This window comes from Pleomorphochaeta caudata (assembly GCF_055395745.1).
This window is the reverse complement of record NZ_AP042458.1, coordinates 2,838,278-2,863,436: the sequence shown is the minus strand read 5'-3', so window position 1 is coordinate 2,863,436 and position 25,159 is coordinate 2,838,278. Positions and strand designations below refer to the sequence as shown.

Below are 25,159 nucleotides of genomic sequence, written 5' to 3'. Positions count from 1 at the left end.
TTTTAATTTCATAATGTAATTATCTATTGTTTAATAAAATTTTTTATTTAGGGTTTATTAATTATATTTCTATTATTTAAAAAAAATAAGTAGTGTAAAAAAATTCAAATAAGGTTCGGATATTACATATCCTACATTATTTTCTAGTCCTATTATTAATTATTATAAAAAACAATAGGAGGTTTTTTTATGAAATTCAAGAAAATGGTTTTAACCTTTTTGGTATTATTTATGTGCTCTTTTAGCTTAATTGCACAAGGGTCATCAGAATCTAGCTCAGATATGGATTCAGAAAATTCAGGTAAAGCAAAAATTAATTTATACTCTTATTATGCAGAGCAGGATAAGATTATATTAGATACTGTGGTTCAAATGTTGGAAGAAAAATATAATTGTGACATTAACATAATTCATCGTGCAGATGGTACTGGTGTTGAACTTAAAACAATGGCTGCTTCAGGAAACATGCCTGATATTTTTGAAATCAACGGACCAAGTACTACTGAAGCATTAATTACCTCAGGAAATATTTTGGCTTTGGATAATCTTATTGAAGAAAAAAATGTAAAAGATATTGTTAATTTGACTCAAATTGTTTACCCACGTAAAGCAAGTGACGGTAAGATTTATACTATTAATTATCATCCAGCAGAAACATTTTTAATCTATTATAATAATGATGTTTTTAAGAAATATGGTGTTAAAGTTCCAACCAATTATGATGAATTTGTTGATGCTGTTAAGATTTTTACTGCAAATAATATTATTCCATATTCTTTATTTGCTGCTGAACCTTGGCCCGGTTGTGCTTTCTTTGATGAATTAGTTACAAGAAGAGATCCTAGAGGTATAAATGGTATTGTAAATGGTGAATCTAAATTTACAGATGAGGCTTTTGTTGCAGCTGCACAAGAGTTAGAAGAACTTTCAAAATTAGGTTTTGTAAGTAAAAGTGCTGCTTCTACAAATTGTTCTCAAGCATTCCAATATTTAGAAACTGGAAAAGCAGCTATGGCAGGTAATGGTTCTTGGTATATAGACCAAATTCCTTCAATGCAAGGAGATATTTCTTTCCTTAATAATCCATTATCAGTACCTGGAAGAGAAGAAGAAACAAAACACAATCATGTAGGCGGTGCTTTAAATGCTACAGGATATGGAGTAAATCCTATGAGTAAAAATCTAAAATTAGCTGAAGATGTTTTATTTGACTTTGTCTATCTTAGAGAGAAAATAGCAATTCAAGAATTCGGATTATCAAATTCTTTAAAAGAAGAAATAATTCCTAAAAACCCAAGAACAAAAGAAGCACAAAGAAATAGTGATGAGATTACAAAAATTGAATCTGTAACATATTTCCCTTTTGCAATTCCAAATGTTGATTTGACAGCAGCATTGTACGATAATGTAAATGCAGTAATATCTGGAGTAATGGATGCTGATACATTTATTAAAGAAATGCAAAAAGTAATTGAATAAGTTTTAATTTTATAAATCGTTCATAGGCACATCTTTTTATTCTATTAAGATGTGCCTGTAAATAAGGAACGCTTTATGGTATCAAAATTAAAAGATAAATATCAATCATCAAGTATAACAGTAAAGATTAGTTCAGTTTTTGTAGTATTGTTCTTTTTTATAATCCTTGTTGAATCAATTATTTTTGGGATTATAATGCATAAATTTTATTTAGAAGAAATTCACGAAAATATTGATAGAAACTTAAGCACTTCTTCTTTGATGCTAAATAATTTAACACAAAATTTAGAGCAAGCAAGTAATGAGCTGATGTTGAATGTTAATAACAACATTAGAGAAAATCCAGACATTTACAATATAACTGATATAAATAAAATTATAGGGATTTTACGACAATCGAAAACACTTTATAATTCGTTTTCATCAATAACTTATGTACTAAAAAATGGTAATTATTTTTCAACTAATAACACAATAGATATTTCATTGGCAGGAAATATTTCTGATAGTGATTTATTTGATGAAATCAAAAAACAAAAAGAAGATACAAAATATTCATTTTTATATGGGAAAAATCTTATTTCAAGTGCCACTACTAATGGCCAATTGTATTATATTAAAGCTGTAAGATCAATAAAAGATTTAACAATAAAAGGTTGGATTTTAATTGAATTAAATCCCCAAATTTTAACAGAAAATTTATCAGTTAAAGATCTTTCAATTAATTTATATTTTGATGAGAATATTATTCTTTCAACAAATAAATCTTTAAATATTGATATAATAGAATTTGCTAATTCAAAAAGTAAAACAATTAATGATAAAGAAATTTATATTTTAAACAATCATAATGATGATTATTTTTATAATGGATTTAAGGTTAATAATTTTACTATTTATATATTATCTTCAATTAAAGTTTATGAAGAAACCTTTAGAAAAATTATTCTTATTGTTATATTTATTTGTTTAATTATTGGTTTTGTTCTATTACAAGTTATCAAAAAACTTTCTTCTTCTATAAGCAATCCTTTTATGCAATTCACTAAGCATATGGAATTTAATAAAGTTAATGGCCTTACGAAATATTATAATACTAAAGGGAATGGTAAAGAGGTTAAGGTATTAATTAATCGTTTTAATAATTTAGTTGATTCAAATATAAAACTCATTGAAGAAAACGCTAAAAAAGAAAAAGAAACTCGAGAATATGAGTTAGCACTGTATCAAGCTCAAATTAAGCCTCATTTTTTATATAACACATTAGATGTTATAATTAGATTAATTGCCTTAGATAGAAAGCAAGAAGCAATAACTATTACAACTGATATAGCAAAATTTTATAGACTAGCATTGAGTAATGGTGATGAAATTATTTCTATTGAGAAAGAGGTTGAATTAACTTCAAAATATTTAATTATACAACAAACTAGATATCCTGATGTTTTATTTTATGAAATAGATGTTCCAGATAAAATTAAAAAATATTATATTCCAAAATTCACATTACAGCCATTAGTAGAGAATGCTATTTATCATGGGATAAAACCTAAAAGAGAAAGGGGCTTTATTAAAATAAGTGGATATGAGAATGGCGATTTTGTCTTTTTGTCTGTTATAGATAATGGAGTAGGAATTAGTAATGAAGTTATTAATATGGTTAATAAAGGCATAGTTATAGAGAAATTTAGTAAACCTTATGGGTTAGTAAATGTTAAAGAAAGGTTAACTCTTTATTATGGGAATTTAGCTGTTATGAAAATTGAAAGTAAAATTAATAAAGGCTCAAATATAACCATAAAAATACCTAAAGGATAAGCTTGTGTATAAAGTATTAATAGTGGATGATGAAAAATTGGCCAGAGAATATTTAAATGCAGTAATTGATTGGAAAGCTTTTAATCTTGAAGTTGTTGCAATGGCTAAAGATGGGCTCGAAGCAATTGAATTAATGAAAATTCGTAAAATTGATATTATGTTAATGGATATAGTAATGCCTACAGTTGATGGAATAGCTTTGGCTCAATATATTCGAGAAAATGATTTAAGTGTTCAAATAGTAGTAATTTCTGGGATTGATTCTTTTGAAATTGCAAGAAAGACAATTAAGCTTAATGTGAAAGATTACTTATTAAAACCTTTTGAAGTTGTTGAATTAGAAAATACATTGAGAAATATTGTAAAAGAATTGGAAACAGAACAAATTCAAATTATTAAAAATATAAAACAAATTGCTTATGATTTGATTGTAAAAAATGATAATCCTGTAATTCCAAATTTTTGTTATGATAAATTAGTAAATACTTATGTTGGTTCGTGTTTTATAAAACAAGATTTTATAAAACAAGGGTTTTTTAAATTAATAAGTAATAATCCTAATTCAGTAATAATATATCAAGAAAAAAATGATTTTTATAATTTTTTAATAATTGAAAATGGCGATGAACTTAAAAAGAATATATATGACCTTTTTAAAAACTTTTCATCCATTGTTTTAATTGAAGACAATATCTTTTGTTCAGATATAAAATCAAAAGCTCATTTTGTAATTGATAAAATAAATGATGTTATATTATATAGAACAACTTTTAGAAGATTAGAAACTATGCAATTAATTGATAGAGAATATGCTTTAAATGAAATAATAGATGTAGAGAAACTTTTCTTTTATGTTAAAACAAAAAATAATAATCTAGCAATATCTTTGATAAATGACTTTATTATTAAGATTAAGAACTTAAATTTAAACAGTAAAAGTTCATACAAATTAATAAGTGATTTATACTCATATTTTGAAACTTTCTCATCAAATGAGAACAAAAATAAACAATGGTATGAACACAAATCTTGGATAGAAATTAAAGAAAATTTTCAAAAATTAGTAAATGTTTTAATTCAAAATGATAACAGAGAGACTATCCCTTTAACCAAACAAAAAGCTTTGGTTAATAATGTAAATAAATATATTGAAGAGCATTTAGGAGATTCCACAATTTCAAATGATTCAATAGCTAAAGAATTTAATGTTGCCTCTGCATATCTTCGTCGTACATATAAGAATATAACAAATAATACAATTACTAATTATTTGATTGAGAAAAGATGTGAAAAAGCCAAAGCATTATTAAGAAAACGATGTTATATCCATTCTGATATAGCTTTTAAAGTTGGATATAATGATCCTGCATACTTTAGCAAAAGCTTTAAAAAAGTAACAGGAATGACGCCAAAAGAGTATGAATTGTTTTCATCGAATTTATAAACTTTAATTATTATATACCAAATTATACAAGTTTAGCTCAAATAATACATATTCAGAATAAAAATTTATTTTTAGAATATTTTTATCTAAAGGAGATTTTTAATGAATGAATATTTAGGGAATAAAAAGGCTCTTAGTCTTTTTGTATTACCTTTACTCATAGTTTATTTAGTTATGGTTGTAATTCCTGCTATACAAACATTTTTTATGAGTTTTACTGATTGGGATGGATTAAGTAGGATGTCTTTTGTTGGTATAGATAATTATATCGCAACTTTTACATCAAAAGAATTTTGGATTTCTTTTAAAAACGGGATAAAATATCCATTATTACTTGCAACTTATCAAATAGGAATTGCATCAATTTTAGCAAATTTACTTATTAGTAAAAAAGTTAAAGCAAGAGGCATTTTTAGAACTTCTTATTTTATTCCTGTAATTCTATCAATGACGGTTATATGTCAACTCTGGGTAAATATATATCAAACGGAATTTGGTTTGTTGAATCAACTTTTTGAAAAATTTGGTTGGACTTATAGACAATATTGGTTGTCTCAAAAAAGTACTGCTTTATTTGCTGTGGCCTTTGTTGATGCTTGGAAAGGGATGGGATATCATTTTTTAATAATTTATGCAGGATTAAATTCTATTCCAGAAAGTTATATTGAAGCTGCTTTAATTGATGGAGCAAATGCTTGGCAAAGATTTTGGAAAATTACAGTACCCTGTATGGCTCCCACATATAAAGTAACTTTAACTTTAACTTTGACTTGGGGCTTTAGAACTTTTCAAACAATAAACATTATGACTGGTGGAGGGCCTGGAAAAGAAACCTATACAATGCCGATTCTAATATATAAACAAATTTATTTATTAGGTAATTATGGTGCTGCTTCAGCCTCATCGGCTCTTTTGTTGGTTGAATGCTTAATTGTAATTAAAATTTTAGAAAGAGCATTTAAAAATACTTTAGCGGGGTAATAAGTAATATGAACAATAGAACAAAAAAAACTTTAACAGAAACATTTAGATATATAATACTTACATTTTTTACTTTAATTGCAATATATCCATTGATTTGGATGTTGTTTTATTCATTTAAAGATAATCAACAAATCTTTGTTACTAATCCATTTGGGATTCCAACACAATGGCATTTTGAAAATTATATAAATGCATTCACTCAATTTCCATTGCTTTTATACTTTAAAAATTCTCTTTTAATAACAATTTTTTCAGTAGTTATTGGGTTAGGTTTTTATGTAACATTTACATATGCAATAACTAGAATGAAATTTAAATGGTCGTCTTTACTTTATACAATCTTTGTTTTAGGGATGTTTTTACCAATTCAATCTTATGTAATTCCAGTAATTTCTCAAGTAAGAAGGTTAGGCCTTTCAAATTCTTACTTATCAGTAATTATTCCATATATCGGAATGGGGGCTCCTTTCTCTGTTTTAGTTTTGGCTAGTGGATATAAAACTTTACCTAGAGAATTAGAGGAAGCTGCGTGTATAGATGGTGCTTCAATTTATCAATCATTTATTAAAATTATTTTACCTTTGATTTCTCCTACATTAGCAGCATTAATAATTTATAGAGCTATAGAAGTGTGGAATGAATATGATCTTGCTTTTTTAATTTTAAGAAACCCAAATTTAAAAACATTACCTTTAGGGTTAACTAATTTTGTTGGAGAAATTTCTACTAATTGGGGTGCAATTGGGGCGACTCTTGTTATTGCTTCTCTTCCTATGTTAATAATATATTTTTTCTTTTCATCAAGCATTGAAAAGGCGATGTGCATTAATTCAGGAACTAAAGGGTAATCTAAATCGAACTTTATACACTATATTATAAGTTTTGTTAAAAAATAAAAGTGAAGGTTTATATAATGAAGTATATAGTACATACCGAATGTAAGAATCAAATAAAAGCTGAAGATGAAATATATAATTTTTTTGAAGGAACAAAATTCTTAATAAATGGAGTGAACTATCAAAATAAAACGGGAGCTATTTTAAGTTGTAAAAATAGAATAAATACTGATTTTGAGATGATATATGTAGTTGGTGGAGAAAATAGAATCGAAATTGATGATCAAGTCTATTATGGCAGTGTAGGCGATTTATTTTTAATCCCCCCATTTACAAAACATTCTATAGAATCAAATTTAGAGAATCCACACGAAAATTATTGGATTCATTTTGATTTAAATCCTTTTTATATGGTAGATAACTTTTTGTTTGCCATAGCGGGAGGGCCTCACGAATTTTGCATTAATGTAGGTAAAAAACATCAACTAATAACACTTTTTGAAAGAATAATTGAAGAAACTACTTTTATGAAACCTGGATATAAATTGATAAGTTTAAATTTATTTATGAATTTTATAACTCAAATTTTTCGAGCAAATATAGAAAAAATGAATAGTGATAATCATTTAAAATATGCGAGTAAAAGAGAAAAAGAAATTATGGAAAAAGCTAGTAATTATATTAATTCCAATTTAGATAAATTTATAACAGTAAGAGATATTGCTAATGAGTTAAATATTTCTGAATCTTTTATTTATAAAATATTTTCAAAATGTATTAATCTTTCCCCAATGAATTATATGCAACTGTTGAGAGCAAAAAAAGCAAAATTACTTATAGAAACTACTGACAATTCCATGAACGAAATATCTGATTTATTAGGTTTTTCTTCAGTATATTATTTTAGTAATTTCTTTAAAAAAATATATGGACAATCCCCAATTCATTATCGTTATTAGTATAGGATTTTATAAAATTTGAGTAGTAAATTGCATTGTTAATTGAAGAGGTCCCTTTTAAAATTAAAATATCTTAATACAGGAGAAGTGTTAGAAATTATAACACTATTATTATTATGGGATTTAAAATGGCTATTGTTGGGTGTGGTGAATTTGGTCCTGCATTTGTGCAGTTATATCAAAACCATCCATTAGTTGATGAATTAGTTTTAGCAGATACAATTATAGAAAGAGCTCAAACGCTTGCTGATAAAGTTGGTATAAAAAGAGTTTTTTCTAGTTTAGATGAAGTTTTAGAGTCAGATGTTGATGCTGTAGGGATTTTTACTCAGCGCCAATTACATGGACCTATGGCAATAAAAGCTTTAAAGGCAGGTAAACATGTTTGTTGTGCAGTTCCAATGGCAATAGATATAAAATATGTAAAAGAGATTATTGAATTAGTTAAGAAAACAGGGCTAATTTATATGACAAATGAAACGAGCTATTATTATCCAAATACTATTTTTATAAGAGAAAAATTTAAAACTGGAAATTTTGGCAAATTTACATATGCTGAAGCACAATATCTTCATGATATGAGTCATTTTTATGAACCTTATAAGAATTCTGGTGGACCAAATTGGAAAAGAATAGCTGGGTTTCCTCCAATGTTTTATCCAACTCATTCTATTTCCATGGTCCTCTCAGTTACAGGTGCGCATGTAACAAAAGTTTGTTGTCATGGATTTGAAGATCATCATGAGGATAATATTTTTGGCAAAGACAAAAATGATTTTTCAAATCCTTTTAGTAATGAGACGGCATTAATGGAAACTAGTGATGGGGGTTGTTGTCGTATTAATGAATTTAGACGTGTTGTCACTGCTGGAAATGATATTGTAAGTATGTCCTTTATGGGAACTGATGCAACTTATACTGCAGCTGATAGAAGCTTTTATGTTGAAAGAGATGGTGAATCAAATGATATTACAGATCAAATCACATGTGCTCCAGCAACTTCATATTTTGATACAAATATAAAAGATAAAGTTCTTGCTGCAGGATTCCATTCTGGAGTTGCTCCAATTCAAGATATTAATAGACTTCCAGAATGTTATCAAAATTTACCTAATGGACATAGTGGTTCCCATCAATTTTTAACAGATGATTTTTGTAAAGCAGTGGTTTCTAAAAAATTGCCACCAAATGATGCTTGGCAAGCTGCAAAATATTGTGTGCCAGGAATCATAGCACATCAATCAGCGATGGAAGGCGGAATAGTCTTGGATGTTCCATATTTTGGAGAAGCCCCAAAAGATTGGGAACGAATAAATAAATAAAGGAAGGGCAAAATATGTACTATAAAAGCACATTAGATGTAAAGTTGAAAATTAAACCTGTTGGTACAGGGTTCACTCATCATAAATCTTATGAAGGTGTTTGTAGAACTGGTGAAAAAGAACAACTAACAGTTGATTATGATAGGGCAAGTAATCTTGAAGTTTATAATAATTTTTTAAAAAAAATGGATAACTTAAGTAAACGTGATTTTGAGATTTTAAAGCCAAAATATATTGAAATTTGGGATGACTTTATAATGAGTCGTCAAGATATTGATGAAATTTATGAAGGCTTAATGCCTCAAGATTTAGTCGTTTTTTCTGGTTTGTTATCACAACATCCATTAACAAAATTTGCTATGAGGTTTAATAACCCTGTTGCAATGTTAGATGGTTGGCATGTTGATGGAACATCTTTTTTAAGATCTATAGGTAGAGAATGCACTGGTTTTTATAATCCTGAAGATTTTGAATATTATGCAAAATTATTAAGATGCAAAAAAGCAATTAGTTATATGAAAGTTTTGAGTGTTGAAGCTGGGGGTCATTTAAAAGTAGGTTTAAAAAGTTCAATTTATGATTTAGTAGGGTTAGAAAAAAAATTAGGTGTTGAATTTGTGACTCTTTCTTCTGATAATGTATTAAATATGTTTGATTCAATGGAGGAAGAACATCCTGATTGGATTGAAGAATCAAAACAATATACTAAAAAGTTAATTTCTAAAGCAACTATAGTTACTATGAGTGAAGACTATGTTGAAAGATCAGTAAGATTCTATATTTTAATAAAAAAATTATTAGAAAAGTATGAATGTAATGCTTTTTCTATTCCTTGCCGTGAAGTTTGTGCAGGTGGCACGTTAATGAATAGAAAAACAGTATTTTGCTTAGCTCATTCCTTATTAAAGGATGAGGGAATTGTCTCTTCTTGTGAAGGTGATTATGCAGTTATGATGGGAATTGCAGTATTAATGAATTTAACAAGAAAAGCTCCTCATATGGGTAATAATTTATTAGATAATGTAGTAAGTGGAATAGCTACGGTTCATCATGATGTTCCTTGTGTTCATATGAAGGGATATGATCAAACCTTAGATTATGATATTGCCAACTTTACTGTAGAAGGTTGGGGTGCTTCTATGAGATATGATTTCACTCAAGATTTAGGGGAAACCATTACTTTATTAAGATTTGATCCTTCTGGTACAAAAATGATGGCAATAAAAGGAGTTATTTGTAAAGGGGATAAATACTCATCAGTAACTGAACAAGCTATGCATGCCGCAGCACAAGGTGAGATTGCAAGTGACAATGGAAATCATTTAAAACCTGGGTGTACAATGATGGTAAAATATAAAGTTCAAAATGGTAAACGCTTATACGACATTGAAAAAGATTATGGGCATCATTTTGCTTTAGTCTTTGGAGATCATATTCAAGAACTAAAAGATTTAGCAAAAGTTATGCATTTAGGAATTGATACAGTAGAGTAAGCATGACTTTTAAAGAAATTTTATTAGATACGGCAAAAAAATCAAATTCTATAATGGATTTATTAAAAGCAAAAAATTACAAAGATTTAAAAGAATTTACAACTCTTTTAAAAGAATATATTCAAATCAAATTATTATTAGAAGATGAAGATGTAAAAAACTCTTCAATTATAGATTTATGTAAAAAATCTAATGAGAAAATTAATTTGTTATCAAATACTACTGGTTTTGATATTAGCGATGCTCCTGGTTGTAATGGCAAATCTTCAATAGTAGAAAAAAAATTGCTACTATTGCTGACTATAAGAAGAAATTTGAAAATTGAAAAAAGTTTAACAGAGTTAACTTTAGCCTATACTATTGAAGATTTAGCCAGCATTATATATAACGCATAAGTAATAATAAATTCTGTATTTGTAATATTTGTTTTGTTTTTTAAAAAATTTAAGAAGGTATTAAATGAAAGACGACTTTCCAATTTTTAAAAATAATAAAGATTTAGTATATTTAGACAATGCTGCAACAACTCAAAAACCTTTTTGTGTTATTGAAAAAGAAGCAGAAATTTATAGTAGAATAAATTCTAATGTTCATAGAAGTTGTCATAAATTATCTAATTTATGTACAAAAGAATTAGAGAAATCAAGAGAAATTGTTAGAGATTTTATTAATGCTCAATATAGTGAAGAAATAATTTTTACATCTGGGGTTACTGCTTCATTAAATATTATAGCATTGGGTTTTGTAGAAAAATATTTAAAAAAAAATAATGAAATTTTGATTACGGCATTTGAACATCATTCAAATTTTATCCCTTTTCAACAAGTGGCATTAAAAAAAGGCGCAAAACTATCATTTATTAAAACTAATAAATATGGAGAAATTTGTATTGAGGATTTAACTAAAAAATTATCAAAGAATACGCCTTTTGTTGTTATATCACATGTTTCAAATGTAACTGGAGTTTTAAATGATTTAAAACTAATTGCTGATATAGTACATAAAAATAATTCAATATTGATAGTTGATGGAGCTCAAGGTATTGCACATTTGGGAATGAATGTAAAATACGTTGATTTTTATAGTTTTTCTGCACATAAAATGTATGGACCTAATGGCGTTGGGATTCTTTATGGGAAAAAAGAATATTTAGAAGAAATGAATCCTGTTTTTTTTGGTGGAGAAATGGTTGAAGACGTGAGAAAAAGTTTTACTACTTTTGCAAAACTCCCATTAAAATTAGAAGCAGGAACTCCAAATTATGTTGGAAATATAGCCTTTGCAACTTCAATTATATATATAAAACAACATCAAGAAGATTTTTTAAAAGAAAAAAGCTTAACAAATTATCTAATTATGGAATTAAACAAAAGGAATAATATTGAAGTTTATAGTGATATAAATAATTGTCATGGGGTTGTCAGTTTTAATGTAAAACATATTCATCCTCTTGATATTGCTTTATTTTTAGATTCTCAAAACATAGCTGTAAGGTGTGGGAACCATTGTGCTCAATTAGCTATGAATGAATTAAATGTAAGTGGAACTGTTAGAGTAAGTTTAGGTATTTATAATAAAAAAGATGACATAGCGAAATTTTTAGAAGCTTTAGACAAAAGTCTGAAAATTTTAAGGGCAAGTAATGACTAAGCAAAAAAAAATAGTAGAAGATTTTTTAGTATTTCAACTCTGGATTGATAGATATACTTATTTGATGGCTCTAAGTAATGATTTAAAGAAAATGAATGAAATTGATATGTGTGAAAAAAATCTATTAAAAAATTGTATGTCAAAAGTTTTCTTTAAAATTGAAAATAGATCTGAAACACTCCATTTTGAAGGGTATAGTGATTCTGTAATAATGAGAGGAATTTTATCAATTTTTCAACAATCTTTTGATGGAGAAAAACTCTCTGAAATAAAAAATGAAGGAATATATTTCCCAAAAGTTTTGGGGTTTTATGATAATTTTCCTTCTCAAAGAATGTCTGGAATTAATCAAATTGTTGATAGAATTTTAAACCTTGAATGAGATTTAAATTATGGTTTTAGAAAATAAAAATATAAGAATTATCTGTTTAGATAAACATGGGGGTAAGTTATCCTCGATTTATGATAAAAAAAATGATTTTGAATTATTATTTCAAAACCCAAAGCCTAGATATAAAAAAGCAAAAGTGGGTGATGATTTTTCTGAATTTGAAGCTTGTGGTTTTGATGATGCTTTTCCTTCAATTACAAAAGAAAAAATAGAATATAAGAATAAGCTGTTCTCTTTACCTGATCATGGAGAAGTTTGGTCTTCTAAGATGCAAATTATAGATTATTCAAGTACTCATATTTCTTTATTTTTTGAAGGGAAAGTGTTTCCTTATTCTTATAAAAAACAATATACTTTAAAAAATAATGGGGTAAAAGTTTCTTATATAATTATTAATAACGCTGATTTTGATGTTCCTTGTTTTTATACATTTCATTGTTTAGTGAATTGTACTAAAAATTGTCAATTAATTTTACCTGAGAACATAGACGAAGTTTTTTTTGTTGATAAATCTATTAGATTTAAAGACTCTGAATCGATTGTTTCCTATCCTATTAGTGAAAATGGGAATGATTTATCTTATCCAAGTTTGTTAGCTAAAGGGCAGAGTGAAAAATTTTATATAACATCAAAAATTAAACATGGTGAAATTGGTTATAATTTTCAAGAAAAACAACTAAAAGTAATTATTAGTTATGATTCAAACAGCCTACCTTATTTGGGCTTCTGGAATACTCAGGGCGGGTTTAGAGATGATTATAATATTGCCCTAGAAATGTCGAATGGATTTTATGATAGTATTTCTAAAGCTTTAGAAAATAAAGCTTGTCCTATTTTTAAACCTAATGAAAAAATGGAGTTTTCGTTTGATATTGATTTTGAGTATTATATTTCTATAATCTGATTTTCATCAAAAAAATAAAGAATTTAATAGTCTTCTAAATAATTATTTCAAGTTATAAATAAATTATAGCTTGCCTAAATATAGTTTTTAATCTAATAATAGTTTTAGCTATTGTAAATAAAATAGTTTACAACATGTAAATTTTAACAAAAAGGAGAACAATATGGAATTTACTAATATAGATCATATTACTATAAATGTAGTTGATTTGGAAAAAACACTTTGGTTTTATGGAGAACTTTTAGAATTGAAAAGTTTGCCTCTAGTTGAGTTTGAAACAGAGACAATTTATTATTTTCAACTTCCTGGATCAATAAAACTTGAATTGATTGATTATAAGGATAAAAGTGAAAAACATGAACTTAATGGGCTTGAAAGAGGGATTTTTAGACATTTAGCTTTTAATTGTGATAATGTATTTGAAGTAGAAGATTTATTAACTAAACATGGATTTCCATTCCATGTTCCAGTAAGTTTTAATGAAAAATTAGGTTTTTATGGAGGATTAACTAAAGATCCTAATGGTGTTGAGTTAGAGTTCTTGCAATATAAATAAAAAATAAATAGTTAGAAGCTTTTTTTGATTGATTAAAATACTAGAATGATTTGGTTTATTTACTAATAAATTACATCTAAATAAAAAATTTTAACAATATGTAAAATTTTATTTGACAGTATGTAAAACCCATTGTACTATTTGAAAGTATTTTAAGGAGGTTAGTATGAAATTTACTAAAATGTTATCAAAAAAAGTTCTTACTAGTATGTTAGTTGTAAGCATGTTATTAGTTGGAAATAGTTTATTTGCACAAGGTCAAAGTGAAAAAGGCGATAAAGTATATATTGCTATGAGTATTCATGGAACTGACAATGCATATTGGAATGAAGAAGCCGAAGGTGGTAAGTTATTTGCTGCATCTCTTCCTGAAGGCACTGCAGAAGTTCAAGTATTAACTTGTGATGGTGATGATGCAAAACAATTAAGTGAAATTAAAGCTTTTATTGCTACACACGGAAAAGATTCAATTATTTATGTTGATCCAAGTAATGCTCCTAATACAGCAGCAATCGCTGAAGTATGTGAGGATGCTGGTGTATATTGGTGTAGTGTTTGGCATTTAGCAAAAGGTTTAGATCCAAATGATTTTAAATATTATGTAGCTCATTCAACAGTTGATGGTGTTGCTCAAGGTTATAATATTTCTAATGCAATGTTTAAAGAATTTAAAACACCTGGTACAGGTAAGATTTTAGCACTACAAGGTCAATTAGGTAATGATTCTGCAATCGAACGTTATGAAGGTTTACAAAAAGCTTTAGCTGAAAACCCAAATGTTGAATTGATTGATACACAAGTTGCTGATTGGAATCCACAAAAGGCTTTAAATATTACAGAAACTTGGTTATCAAAATATCCTGATATCGATGGAATCTGGTGTGCTAATGATGGTATGGCTTTAGGTGCTCTTCAAGCTTTAAAAGCAAAAGGTCTTAATAAAGTTGTAAAGGTTGTTGGTGTTGACGGTGTTCCTGAAGCTATTGAAGCAATTGAATCTGGTGATATGGTTTGTACTGTTGCAAATAATGGTTACTTACAAGGTGGTTATATGACAGCTTATGCTTATAGTGCTTACAAAGGTATAATTGATCCTTCAACAATGCCAAGAGATAAGAGATTATTTACTACAAAAGCAGAGTTTGTTGATAAGTCAAATGTTGCTCAATTCAGAAAAGACTTCATGTCAGGTAAACCTGAATATGACTTTACTGATTTAGATTATCCAATTGATGGCAAATTTGAAATTACAAAATAATATGGTTTTAAAGAGCCTTGATATTAATTGAGGCTCTTTTTTTATTAAAGGAGAAATGTGTTGACTAGTATTAAGAATAATTCAGACAATGTTTCGCTAATTGCAGAAGAATTTAAAGCGAAAATTAATGAAGAAAGAAGAAAAGCTAGAATTACTGATGTTGCACCATTGTTTATTCTTATTTTTTTAATTATTTGTATGTCAATTTTTGTTGATGGATTTTTTACTAAGAATAATTTAATTAATATTTTATATCAAATTTCTACACCATTAGTTTTATCTGTTGGATTAACTTTTGTTATTATTCTTGGAAGTATAGATTTATCAGTTGAAGGTGTAATTGGTTTTACAGGCTCTCTTGCTACAATTTTAGTTGCTAATTCAAAAAACTCACTAGATTTAGGGATATTAGGAGTTTTAATTGCAGTAATGGTTGGTTCTTCAGCTGGTGCTTTAACAGGTATATTACATGTTAAACTAAAAATTCCTTCATTTATGGTTACATTTGGTATGGCTAGTGTAATGACAGGTTTTGGTATTTTAACTTATATGGGACATCCTGCTTCTATTAGAGATCCTAATTTTGAAATTATTTCACAAGGCTTTTTCTTAGGTATTCCTGTATTAACTTGGTTTGCCTTAATTATTTTTGCTATTGGATATGTAATACAAGAGTATACAAGTTTTGGTCGCCATATTTTTGCAATTGGTGAAAACGAAACAGTATTAAGAGTAACTGGAATTAATGTTGATAAAATTAAAATTCTAGTTTTCACTTGGTGTGGTTTTTGTGCAAGTATAGCAGGTATTTTTGGAATAATTCGTTTAGGACGTGGGGAAGTAACTATCGGTACAGGATATTTATTCTCAACTATCACAGCAGTTGCTGTAGGTGGAACAGCCCTTTGGGGTGGTAAAGGTGGTGTTATCCAATCACTAATTGGTGTTTTAATTGTTACCGTTATCCAATCTAGTTTGATCTTAGAAGGAGTTAATCCTTATGTTCAATCAGCAGTACAAGGCTTATTAATTATTATAGCAGTTGCATTAACTGTTGTAAGAGGCCGACGAATAATCGTTAAGTAAAATAGGTACCAATATGAATGATAATTGTTTATTAAAAATAGAAAATTTAAGTCGAAATTATAGTGGAACTCAAGCTCTAAAAGGCGTTAGCATGGAGGTGAGAAAAGGTGAAATTCTTGGATTAATTGGTGAGAATGGAGCTGGTAAATCGACTTTATTAAGAATTATAGCAGGTGTTGAACAACCTGATGGTGGTACATTAACTATGAATGGTAAACCATATAAATGTTCAAATCCTTTCCAAGCAAATAAACAAGGTGTTGGAATGGTTTTCCAAGAACAATCTTTAATTAAGAATTTAACTGTTGGGCAAAATATCTTTTTAGGTAGAGAAGATCGATATACAAAATGTAAATTAATAAATTGGAAAAAAATGTATAAAGATGCTGCTGAAATACTAAAGGGTGAAAATATTGATGCCTCTGATAAGATTGCTGATATTGACTTTGCAACTAGACAGTTAGTTGAAATATTAAAAGTCTTTAATATTGTTCAAGAAAATTCAGAAAATGGTGCACTTATTCTTTTAGATGAACCAACTTCAGTTTTAAACGAAAAAGAGATTAACAAATTATATAAGAAAATTAGAGAGCTAAAAGAAAGTGGTAACTCAGTAATTTTTGTATCTCATAGATTAGACGAAGTAATGGAAATAAGTGATAGAATATATATTTTTAAAGATGGAAAAAATGTTGGTGAAGTAGATAAGAAGGATGCTGATGAAAATATCCTACAAGAAAAAATGGTAGGTAGATTAACAAACGGTCAATATTTCAAAACTGAAAGACAAACAATTCCATCTGATGAAGTAGTATTAGAAGTAAAACATTTAGGACAAAGAGGATTTTTCAAAGATGTTAATTTTAAGCTTCATAAAGGTGAAGTTTTAGGGATCTGTGGTGTAGTTGGTTCAGGTAAAGAAAATCTCTGTGCAGCTATATGTGGTGATGAAGCTTTTAGTGAAGGTGAGATTTTGATTGATAATGTAAAAAAAGAATTTACATCCCCATCTCAAGCATTAAAGAGTGGAGTATTATCAGTTCCTAAAGAGAGGAGAGATGAAGGAATATTAGGTGTTAGAAGCATATATGAAAACATCTGTATGTCAAATTTCTCATTAGTTACTAAAAATGGTTTTATTTCAAAAAAAGAACAAATAGATTTAGCTAATAAGTGGATTGATGAATTACAAATTAAGTGTAATTCCTCATTACAAAATTTAGAAAATTTAAGTGGTGGTAATGCTCAAAAAGTTGTTTTTGCTAGAATTATTTCTAGCCAATCACATATTTTAATTCTTAATCATCCAACTCGTGGAGTTGATGTTGGTGCTAAAGAAGATATTTATAACATTATTAGAGATATTACTGAAAAAGGAATGTCTGTAATCATGCTTGGCGATACTCTTGATGAAAGTATTGGAATGAGTAACAGAATCATCGTTATGAAAGATGGTGTTACAACCAAAGAATTCGACTGTCCAGTAGATAATAAACCATCTCAAGTTGAAATTGTAAAATACATGGTTTAAAGCTAAAGGAGCTTTCTTATGATTTTTGAAGATAAAATTAAAAAAATTAAATTTATGGATCTTTTTAGTGTTATTTCTATCTTTATGACAATAATAATTTTTACAGTTTTAAATAGAAATTTCTTAGGACCCATTAATATAAAAAATATATTAGTAGATACAGCACCATTATTAATTGTAGCAACAGGAGTTACTTTTGTACTTTTAATTGGATCGGTTGACTTATCGGTAGGTTCTATTGCTTCTTGTGCTTGTGTATTTAGTGGAATGGGGTATCCTATCTTTGGTAATAAAGTATTTTTATTAATATTATTATTTGGTGTATTAGCTGGAGCAATTAATGGAATATTATTTGTTGTATTAAAAATTCCTACATTCGTAGTAACTTTATGTACAATGAATATTTGGGCTTGTGTAGCTTTGCTAGTTTCAAATGGTAGACCAACAGGTATTCCAATTGAAATATGGGGATCATTAAAATGGTCAAAGGTTCATTTTGGAATAATTCCTATATTGTTTATTCTTTCATTGTTGTTTTTAGCTTTTTTCTATATTATACAATCTAAAACAAAACTTGGTAAAAGTATTTTTGCAGTAGGTTCAAACCAAAATGCTGCTAGAATGATGGGGATTAATGTTTCAATAGTTAAAATGTGGCCTTTCGTTTTCTCTGGTATTGGTGCTGCTTTGGGGGGATTCTTTTATACTATAATTTTAAAAAGTAGTCTTCCAACTGTTGGTAGCTCATTAACTTTGATGGCAATGGCATCTGTAGCTCTAGGAGGTACACCTTTAACCGGTGGTAAAGGTAGTGTTTTAAGAACTCTACTTGGAGTACTTCTTGTAATAATAATTCAAAATGGCTTAAATGTTATTGCAGTTGATGCCTTTTGGCAACAAATAGTTTTTGGTGCAATAGTAATTTTTGCAGTATATTTAAATACAGATAAATCCAGTAGGAGTATAATAGTAAAATAATGTATTATCTTGGTCTTGATGTTGGAACATCTACAATTTGTTCAGTAATTGCTGACACTAATGCTAATTGGAAAATTATCGATATTGTAACTATGCCTAATGATGCAAAAATACAGTCAAATTATTCTTGGGAAAATATTCAAGATCCAAAAAGAATAATGGAGATAGTAGAAGAAATATTATCAATAATGCTAGAGAGACATCCCAATATTTATTGTATTGGAATAAGTTGTCAAATGCATGGAATTTTATATATTGATTCACTTGGGAATGCTATATCTCCATTATATACTTGGTTGGATCAAAGAGCTGCTCAATTAATTGATGATAGAAAGATTTCATATGGAGAAGAATTATCTAAAATAATAGATAGAGAATGTCCTACTGGTTATGGTCTTGCAACCCATTATTTTAATTTGAAGACAAAAAATATACCAAAAAATGTAAAATCTTTTTGCTCAATTGGTGATTATGTTGCAATGCATTTAGCTAATAACAAAACAGTTAAATCAGATATAACTTTAGCTGATAGTTATGGAGCTATAAACCAAAAAGATAGAATCTATTCAAAAACAATATTAGAGAATAATGAGTTAATGCCTGAATTATTACCAGAATTAATACCATCTGAATCTATAATTGGTGAATATAAGAATATCCCTGTTGTTACAGCGGTTGGGGATAATCAATGTAGTTTTATGGGGTCTATTAAGAAGTTAAATAGTGATGCAACAATTAGTTTAGGTACTAGTGGTCAATTCACCTCCTATATTGATGAATATAAAGCTATTAAAGGCGTAGAAATTAGATTATTCCCTCAAAAAGGATATATTCTATCAGGGGCCTCTTTATGTGGTGGTTATTCATATAGTATTTTAAGAGATTTCTTTAAAGAACTTTTAGATTGGTTTGGCATATCTAATGATATAAATATTTATAAAAAGATGGATGAAATTTCTCCTTTGAATTATAATAATCTTATGGATTTTAATCCTTTGTTTTTAGGAACTAGGGAGAATTCTAGATTAACAGCTTCAATAAATAATATTACTTTAAGTAATTTTACACCTCAGAATTTAGTTGCTAGTATTGATGCTGGAATTGTAAATGAGCTTTATGATTTTTATAATATCTTTGCGGAAGAAGATAAAAAGAGAATTAAAAGAATTTATGGTACTGGTAGCTTTTTTAATAAGAGTCCTTGTATAAAGAAATATTGTGAGGATAAATTTAAAATACCAGTTTATAGTACTAGTAGGAATGAAGAATGTGCTTTTGGTGCAATTATTAATTCTTCTGTTGCGATGAATAAGTTTTTTGATTATTCTACAGCTATAGATAAAATAAATTTGGAGAATTAGTAATGGGTAAACAAACTAATAATATTTCACAAAAAACTAGAATCGTATATAATTATATTATTAATTATATTAAGGAAAATAATCTCATTGCTGGAGATCAAATTCCTGCGGAAGTAGTTATTGCTGAACATATCAATGTCTCTCGCCCAACTGTTTCTAAAGCAATTAATCTTCTAATTGAAGATGGATTAGTTTATAAAAAATCTGGTGTTGGAACCTTTATTAGTAACAAGTCTACCCAAACTAAAAAAAAGAAAGTCATTGGTCTATTATTTCCTTTAATTGGAAAAGGGGAGATTTTTAGACCAATTACAGAAGAAATTACTAAACTATCTGCAAACAATAATTTTTCACTAATTTGGGGTGGTCAATTTAGTAATTCAGAGTTTAATGCTCAACATATGGAGCAAATGGCTGAATTTTATATTGATCAGAAAGTTGATGGTATTTTATTAGCTCCAATCGAATTAGCAAAAGAAAGTTATAAAATAAATGAAAGAACAATAAGAAAAATTGAAGATGCTAATATCCCTATAGTTCTCTCCGATGCTGATTATTTAGAATATCCAAAAAGAAGTAATCATGACTTGGTAGGAATTGATAACTTTAGAGCAGGTTATGTTTCTGCTGAACATTATCTTTTACAAGGTGCAAAAAGAGTTGATTTTTTGAGTAACCCTGATATGGCACAAACAATTCCTCAAAGAATTATGGGATATAAACAAGCTTTAATTAATTATGGAATTAATCCAGATTCCTCTTGGGTTCATTATATTAATGATTTTTCTAAAGAATCTATTGAACCAATAATCAAGGATAAAGCTGAAAATATAATATGTGCAAATGACAATGTTGCTATGAAATTCATAAAAGGATTAACAGATATTGGTGTTAATGTTCCTCATGATGTAAGAATTAGTGGTTTTGATGATTTAGATTTTGCAAAATATTTAGGAATTCCTTTAACCACAATAGCTCAACCTTGTGCTGATTTAGCAGATATAATTATTTATACTATGCTACAAAGAATTGAAAATCCTGCATTGCCAATTAGATCAATAATGCTTGATTTTAAATTAAAAGTTAGAGGCTCTAGCATCATTCCTCAAAAGTAGAAAATTATTAATTTCCTAATATAATCACTTGTAATAACAATTGACTTTATCAATACAAATTTAGTATTCTTTATCATGATACCTGTGTGTATTAATTTACATATGGGTATTATTTTGGAGTCTATTGTTGTGAAAAAAAATATTGTTTTGTTTGTTCTACTTTTTAGTATTGTAACATCATCTTTATATGCTTCTTTAAATTATAAATTTGATGCATTTTCTTTAGATCCTATATATAAAGAATATTTTGCTGATAGGGCAAGGCCTGATTTTAGTTTAAGCCAAATTAATTATTATGAAGGATATCCAGATAGAGTTCTTCAGGATACTCATGTTAGAAATACAGAGGAAAATGAAGAGAGAAAATTTAATGTATTTAAATTTGATGAATTAATACAACCTGAAAATAAGTTTGTTGCCCTAAAAATTGGTGAAACTATTGCTTTAGGAAGAAGTACTTTTACCTTTGATAATGATTTTTTAAGTCCAATAGCTTTTGATATATCAATGCAAGCTTTGCTTCAACATTTCTATAGAGGTTCCTTTGATGATAATGTAAGTTATGATGGAATCTATTTTATGGGTGGAACTTTTAGAATTGGGAAAGTTCTTTCTATGAGAGTTGGATTGCATCATTATTGTTCTCACTATGGTGATGCTACTTTAAAGCAAATTGCAGAGGCTGAAATTGATTCAGGATTTGGTGATAGCAATGGTGAATTTGGACTAACTTATAAATATGTTAGAATGAATGATTTTTCAATCGGGCTGTCTCTCGATTTAACTCCTAATTTTAGAATTTATGGGGAGCTAAATATGCCAAAAAAAGGAATGAGTTTAAGACCAGATTATTTTGCTCCAAATTGGATTTTGAGAAATGGACTTCCTGTAAATCCAGATTATCCAGATTCATATCAAGCTAGAATAGTTAATGTTGGATTTGAATATTCTACTTTAATATTTAAAAACTTAGGACCAACTACCATTGGTTATGATCTTCATCTTTATGAAGAAGGTAAAATAGTTTATGACCATGTTAATGGGGGAGAAGCTAAATATGAAGAAGATGAACCTTGGGAATTAGAGCACAATGCTAAGATAGCTCAAGAACTTGATAAATACATATCATTAGAAGTAGCTTACCATAATGGTAGATCAGTTATGAATAGTTTCTTCTTCCAACATACTTCAACTTTAACAGTAGGTTTAAGATTTAACCCAGATTATACTGTTAATGTATTTGATACTAGTAAAAATTAATTGATTATTTTTGGCTACAGTTTGTTTAAATTGTAGCTGATTTTATATAGTTAAAATAAAAATTAAAATTGCCATTTTAAAAGGAGTTTATTTTGAAAAAAAGGTTGTTAGCTTGTTTAATCATAGGGCTTGTGGGATTATCATCCACTTTTGCTACTGTTAATTATAAATTTGATTGGTTATCTCTTGATCCACTACATAAAGAATATTTTGCAGATAGAGCAAGACCAGATTTAAGTGTTAATTTATTATTTAATTTGGATGGTGCTCCTGATAGAGTTCTTCAAGATTATTATAATTCATCAACTCAAGAATATAATGTTAGAGTCTTTGATTTTTCAGACAATCATAGTTTTAGTGATTTGATGATGGAGTACAAATTAGGGGAGACCGTTTCAATTGCTAGAAATACCTTTACTTTTGATTCTTGGTTAAGCCCAATTTCTTTTGATCTTTCAGCTCAAGCTTTGCTTCAATCTTTTTATACAGAAGGATTTGATAATGGAATAGGTTATGATGGTATTTATTTCTATGGTACTACTTTGAGAATTGCTGATAAGGTATCTATGAGAATAGGGCATCATCATTATTGTTCTCATTATGGGGATCAAATTTATAAGGCTCTTAAAAGTTTGGGAAACACTGCTTTAGAGTCATTTAATTTTGGCTATAAATATATAAGAATGAATGGTTATGTTATTGGGCTTTCAATTGAACCAACTCCTTCATTTAGATTATATGGTGAATTAAATTTCATCCCAAAAGATGTTAGTACTATAAGACCTGAAATGTTTGCTCCAGGGTGGTTTAAAGATAGAAATGATAATTATGCTTCTTGGTATAATGCAAGAATTGTAAATGTTGGTTTTGAATATTCTTATCCTATATTTAAAAACTTAGGAAAAACAACAATTGGTTATGATTTACATCTTTATGAAGAAGGCAAAATAATATATAACCATGTTACTGGCGGGGTTGCAACCTTTGATGAAGATGCACCATGGGAATTAGAACATGATATTAAAATTGCTCAACAATTTAATGATACTACTTCTTTAGAAGTTGGTTATCATAATGGAAGATCTCCTGTTAATAGTTTATTTTTCCAACATACTTCAATTATCAGTGTTGGATTAAGATATAATCCTAATACAACTCTAAAAGCTTTTGATTTCTCTTTATAAAATAATATTTTTAATTTAATAGATAAGATTAATGCTACTAAAATTATAGTTTTATGTGTTTTTTACACTAATAATTGTTTTTTAGTAGCTTTTTTGTTTATTTATTATTAATTTTAAATATATATGTTTTAAAGGAGATGAGATACAAGATGACAAGAGATGAAGCACTTAGTTTGTTAAAAAAATATAATCAAAGTGAAGCCTTAATTAATCATGGTAAAGCTGTTGAAGCTGTTATGAAAGCTTTTGCAAAATATTATGGTGAAGATGAAGAGTATTGGGGTAATGTTGGTTTACTTCATGATTTAGATTATGAAAAATGGCCAGAACAACATTGTGTAAAAACTGAAGAACTTTTAAAAGAAGAAAATGTTGATGATGCTTTTATTAGAGCAATTTGTTCTCATGGTTGGAAAATTTGTACTGATATTGAACCAAAATTACAAATGGAAAAAACATTATATACAATTGATGAACTATGTGGTTTGATAAATGCTACTGCACTTATGCGCCCTACAAAAATGGAAGGTATGAGTGTTAAAAGTGTAAAGAAAAAATTCAAAAGTTCAGGATTTGCAGCTGGTGTTAATAGAGAAGTTATTGAGGAAGGTGCTAAGTTAATGGATATGGAACTTTCAAAAGTAATGGAAATATCTATTAAAGCAATGCAAGAATCAGCTAGTGATATTGGGCTATAAACTATTATTATATAAAGACTTATTATTAAACTCTATCAAACGATAGAGTTTTTTTATGTAAGTTAAAACTTATTTAGCAAGTAATTACTTTTAAACCTTTTTTTTCAAGTTCTTTTTTTATATTTTTGTCTACATTATTATCAGTAATTAATATATCTATTTTTTCAAGACACCCCATAGTTGCAAATTTTACTTTTCCTATTTTTGAGGAATCTGCTAATAACACAACTTTATTTGCACTTTCAATCATTGCTTTTTTTAGTTCAACATCAGAAAAAGATGGTAAGGAAAGGCCTTTTTCTACATCGATTCCTCCTGTGGCTAAAAATAAATAATCAGCATAAACCCCATTAAGCATAGAAATTCCTAAAGATCCTGTTAATGAAATCGTTGGGTTTTTAATTTCTCCACCAATTATAACTACATGATTTGAAGTAGATGCTAACTGAAAACCAATATTAATTGAGTTAGTTAAAATTTCAAGATTATTAAGTTCCATAATTTCTTGAGCTAGAGCTGTTGTTGTGGACCCACTGTCCAAAATTATATTGTCTCCAGAATGTATTAATTCGCATGCTTTTTTCGCAATGCGCTTTTTTTCTTCGTTATGTCCTCTATCTTCTAAATTAAAACTAAAAGCTTTTAAACTATTTGTTCTAAGAAAGGCTCCTCCATGTTGGCGAGTTATATATCCATATTTATCTAATATTCTTAAATCAGATCTAATTGTAGGCTCAGACACATTAAAAATTGTGCTTAAATTTTGTACTGTGCATGAGCCATTTTCTTTAATTAAATCCAAAATTTGTTGTTGTCTCTGGTTTTTAATCATGTATTTGATTATAGCAATTA

Annotated in this window: 23 protein-coding genes; 22 read left to right on the top strand and 1 reads right to left on the bottom strand. The window is 27.9% G+C overall.

The genetic code is table 11. The features are described 5' to 3' along the window. Positions 1-189 precede the first annotated feature (189 nt). From ACZ5RS_RS13135 to ACZ5RS_RS13030, 22 genes are all read left to right on the top strand, one after another. On the top strand, positions 190-1,479 hold the full coding sequence (locus tag ACZ5RS_RS13135) for an ABC transporter substrate-binding protein (RefSeq protein WP_464636191.1): 1,290 nt from the start codon (positions 190-192) through the stop codon (positions 1,477-1,479). Positions 1,480-1,554: 75 nt separating this feature from the next. Further along, positions 1,555-3,297, top strand: coding sequence for a sensor histidine kinase (locus ACZ5RS_RS13130; RefSeq protein WP_464636189.1), 1,743 nt, complete (start codon positions 1,555-1,557; stop codon positions 3,295-3,297). A gap of 4 nt (positions 3,298-3,301) precedes the next feature. Next, complete coding sequence (locus ACZ5RS_RS13125; RefSeq protein ID WP_464636188.1) at positions 3,302-4,741, top strand: response regulator transcription factor; 1,440 nt, start codon at positions 3,302-3,304, stop codon at positions 4,739-4,741. Between the two features lie 102 nt (positions 4,742-4,843). Beyond that, entirely contained in the window at positions 4,844-5,722 is an 879-nt protein-coding gene (locus ACZ5RS_RS13120; protein WP_464636186.1) for a carbohydrate ABC transporter permease, read from the top strand. 8 nt (positions 5,723-5,730) lie between these two features. Beyond that, complete coding sequence (locus ACZ5RS_RS13115; RefSeq protein ID WP_464636184.1) at positions 5,731-6,573, top strand: carbohydrate ABC transporter permease; 843 nt, start codon at positions 5,731-5,733, stop codon at positions 6,571-6,573. 65 nt (positions 6,574-6,638) lie between these two features. Then, positions 6,639-7,520, top strand: coding sequence for an AraC family transcriptional regulator (locus tag ACZ5RS_RS13110; protein ID WP_464636183.1), 882 nt, complete (start codon positions 6,639-6,641; stop codon positions 7,518-7,520). Positions 7,521-7,636: 116 nt separating this feature from the next. Further along, on the top strand, positions 7,637-8,842 hold the full coding sequence (locus tag ACZ5RS_RS13105) for a Gfo/Idh/MocA family protein (RefSeq protein WP_464636181.1): 1,206 nt from the start codon (positions 7,637-7,639) through the stop codon (positions 8,840-8,842). Positions 8,843-8,856: 14 nt separating this feature from the next. Then, positions 8,857-10,335, top strand: a complete 1,479-nt coding sequence (locus ACZ5RS_RS13100) for a hypothetical protein (protein ID WP_464636180.1) — start codon at positions 8,857-8,859, stop codon at positions 10,333-10,335. 2 nt (positions 10,336-10,337) lie between these two features. After that, the gene (locus tag ACZ5RS_RS13095; RefSeq protein ID WP_464636179.1) at positions 10,338-10,730 is read left to right on the top strand and encodes a hypothetical protein; all 393 of its coding nucleotides are present in this window, start codon (positions 10,338-10,340) and stop codon (positions 10,728-10,730) included. A gap of 64 nt (positions 10,731-10,794) precedes the next feature. Continuing rightward, positions 10,795-11,985: an aminotransferase class V-fold PLP-dependent enzyme gene (locus ACZ5RS_RS13090; protein WP_464636177.1), complete on the top strand. Its 1,191-nt coding sequence runs from the start codon at positions 10,795-10,797 to the stop codon at positions 11,983-11,985. Then, positions 11,978-12,367 carry a SufE family protein gene (locus ACZ5RS_RS13085; protein WP_464636175.1) on the top strand — a complete coding sequence of 130 codons (390 nt, stop codon included), beginning with the start codon at positions 11,978-11,980 and terminating at the stop codon, positions 12,365-12,367. The genes ACZ5RS_RS13090 and ACZ5RS_RS13085 overlap by 8 nt, the downstream gene beginning before the upstream one ends. Before the next feature lie 10 nt (positions 12,368-12,377). After that, positions 12,378-13,280, top strand: a complete 903-nt coding sequence (locus tag ACZ5RS_RS13080; RefSeq protein WP_464636174.1) for an aldose epimerase family protein — start codon at positions 12,378-12,380, stop codon at positions 13,278-13,280. A 163-nt stretch (positions 13,281-13,443) separates the two neighbouring features. Next, entirely contained in the window at positions 13,444-13,836 is a 393-nt protein-coding gene (locus ACZ5RS_RS13075; RefSeq protein WP_464636172.1) for a VOC family protein, read from the top strand. 166 nt (positions 13,837-14,002) lie between these two features. Beyond that, positions 14,003-15,094, top strand: a complete 1,092-nt coding sequence (locus ACZ5RS_RS13070) for a sugar ABC transporter substrate-binding protein (RefSeq protein WP_464636170.1) — start codon at positions 14,003-14,005, stop codon at positions 15,092-15,094. 60 nt (positions 15,095-15,154) lie between these two features. Next, positions 15,155-16,180 (top strand): ABC transporter permease, encoded by a 1,026-nt coding sequence (locus ACZ5RS_RS13065; protein WP_464636169.1) that lies wholly within the window; start codon positions 15,155-15,157, stop codon positions 16,178-16,180. Positions 16,181-16,193: 13 nt separating this feature from the next. Continuing rightward, positions 16,194-17,711 carry a sugar ABC transporter ATP-binding protein gene (locus ACZ5RS_RS13060; RefSeq protein ID WP_464636167.1) on the top strand — a complete coding sequence of 506 codons (1,518 nt, stop codon included), beginning with the start codon at positions 16,194-16,196 and terminating at the stop codon, positions 17,709-17,711. An 18-nt stretch (positions 17,712-17,729) separates the two neighbouring features. Next, the gene (locus ACZ5RS_RS13055; protein ID WP_464636165.1) at positions 17,730-18,689 is read left to right on the top strand and encodes an ABC transporter permease; all 960 of its coding nucleotides are present in this window, start codon (positions 17,730-17,732) and stop codon (positions 18,687-18,689) included. After that, positions 18,689-20,050, top strand: a complete 1,362-nt coding sequence (locus ACZ5RS_RS13050; protein ID WP_464636163.1) for a sedoheptulokinase — start codon at positions 18,689-18,691, stop codon at positions 20,048-20,050. The genes ACZ5RS_RS13055 and ACZ5RS_RS13050 overlap by 1 nt, the downstream gene beginning before the upstream one ends. Positions 20,051-20,052: 2 nt before the next feature. Continuing rightward, positions 20,053-21,165 carry a substrate-binding domain-containing protein gene (locus ACZ5RS_RS13045; protein WP_464636161.1) on the top strand — a complete coding sequence of 371 codons (1,113 nt, stop codon included), beginning with the start codon at positions 20,053-20,055 and terminating at the stop codon, positions 21,163-21,165. 129 nt (positions 21,166-21,294) lie between these two features. Then, on the top strand, positions 21,295-22,425 hold the full coding sequence (locus ACZ5RS_RS13040; protein WP_464636159.1) for a hypothetical protein: 1,131 nt from the start codon (positions 21,295-21,297) through the stop codon (positions 22,423-22,425). Positions 22,426-22,517: 92 nt separating this feature from the next. Next, entirely contained in the window at positions 22,518-23,609 is a 1,092-nt protein-coding gene (locus ACZ5RS_RS13035; RefSeq protein WP_464636157.1) for a hypothetical protein, read from the top strand. A 149-nt stretch (positions 23,610-23,758) separates the two neighbouring features. Next, positions 23,759-24,307 carry an HDIG domain-containing metalloprotein gene (locus tag ACZ5RS_RS13030; RefSeq protein ID WP_464636155.1) on the top strand — a complete coding sequence of 183 codons (549 nt, stop codon included), beginning with the start codon at positions 23,759-23,761 and terminating at the stop codon, positions 24,305-24,307. Between the two features lie 73 nt (positions 24,308-24,380). Here ACZ5RS_RS13030 and ACZ5RS_RS13025 read toward each other — a convergent pair whose 3' ends face one another. Next, the gene (locus ACZ5RS_RS13025) at positions 24,381-25,139 is read right to left on the bottom strand and encodes a DeoR/GlpR family DNA-binding transcription regulator (RefSeq protein WP_464636153.1); all 759 of its coding nucleotides are present in this window, start codon (positions 25,137-25,139) and stop codon (positions 24,381-24,383) included. Positions 25,140-25,159: the final 20 nt, after the last annotated feature.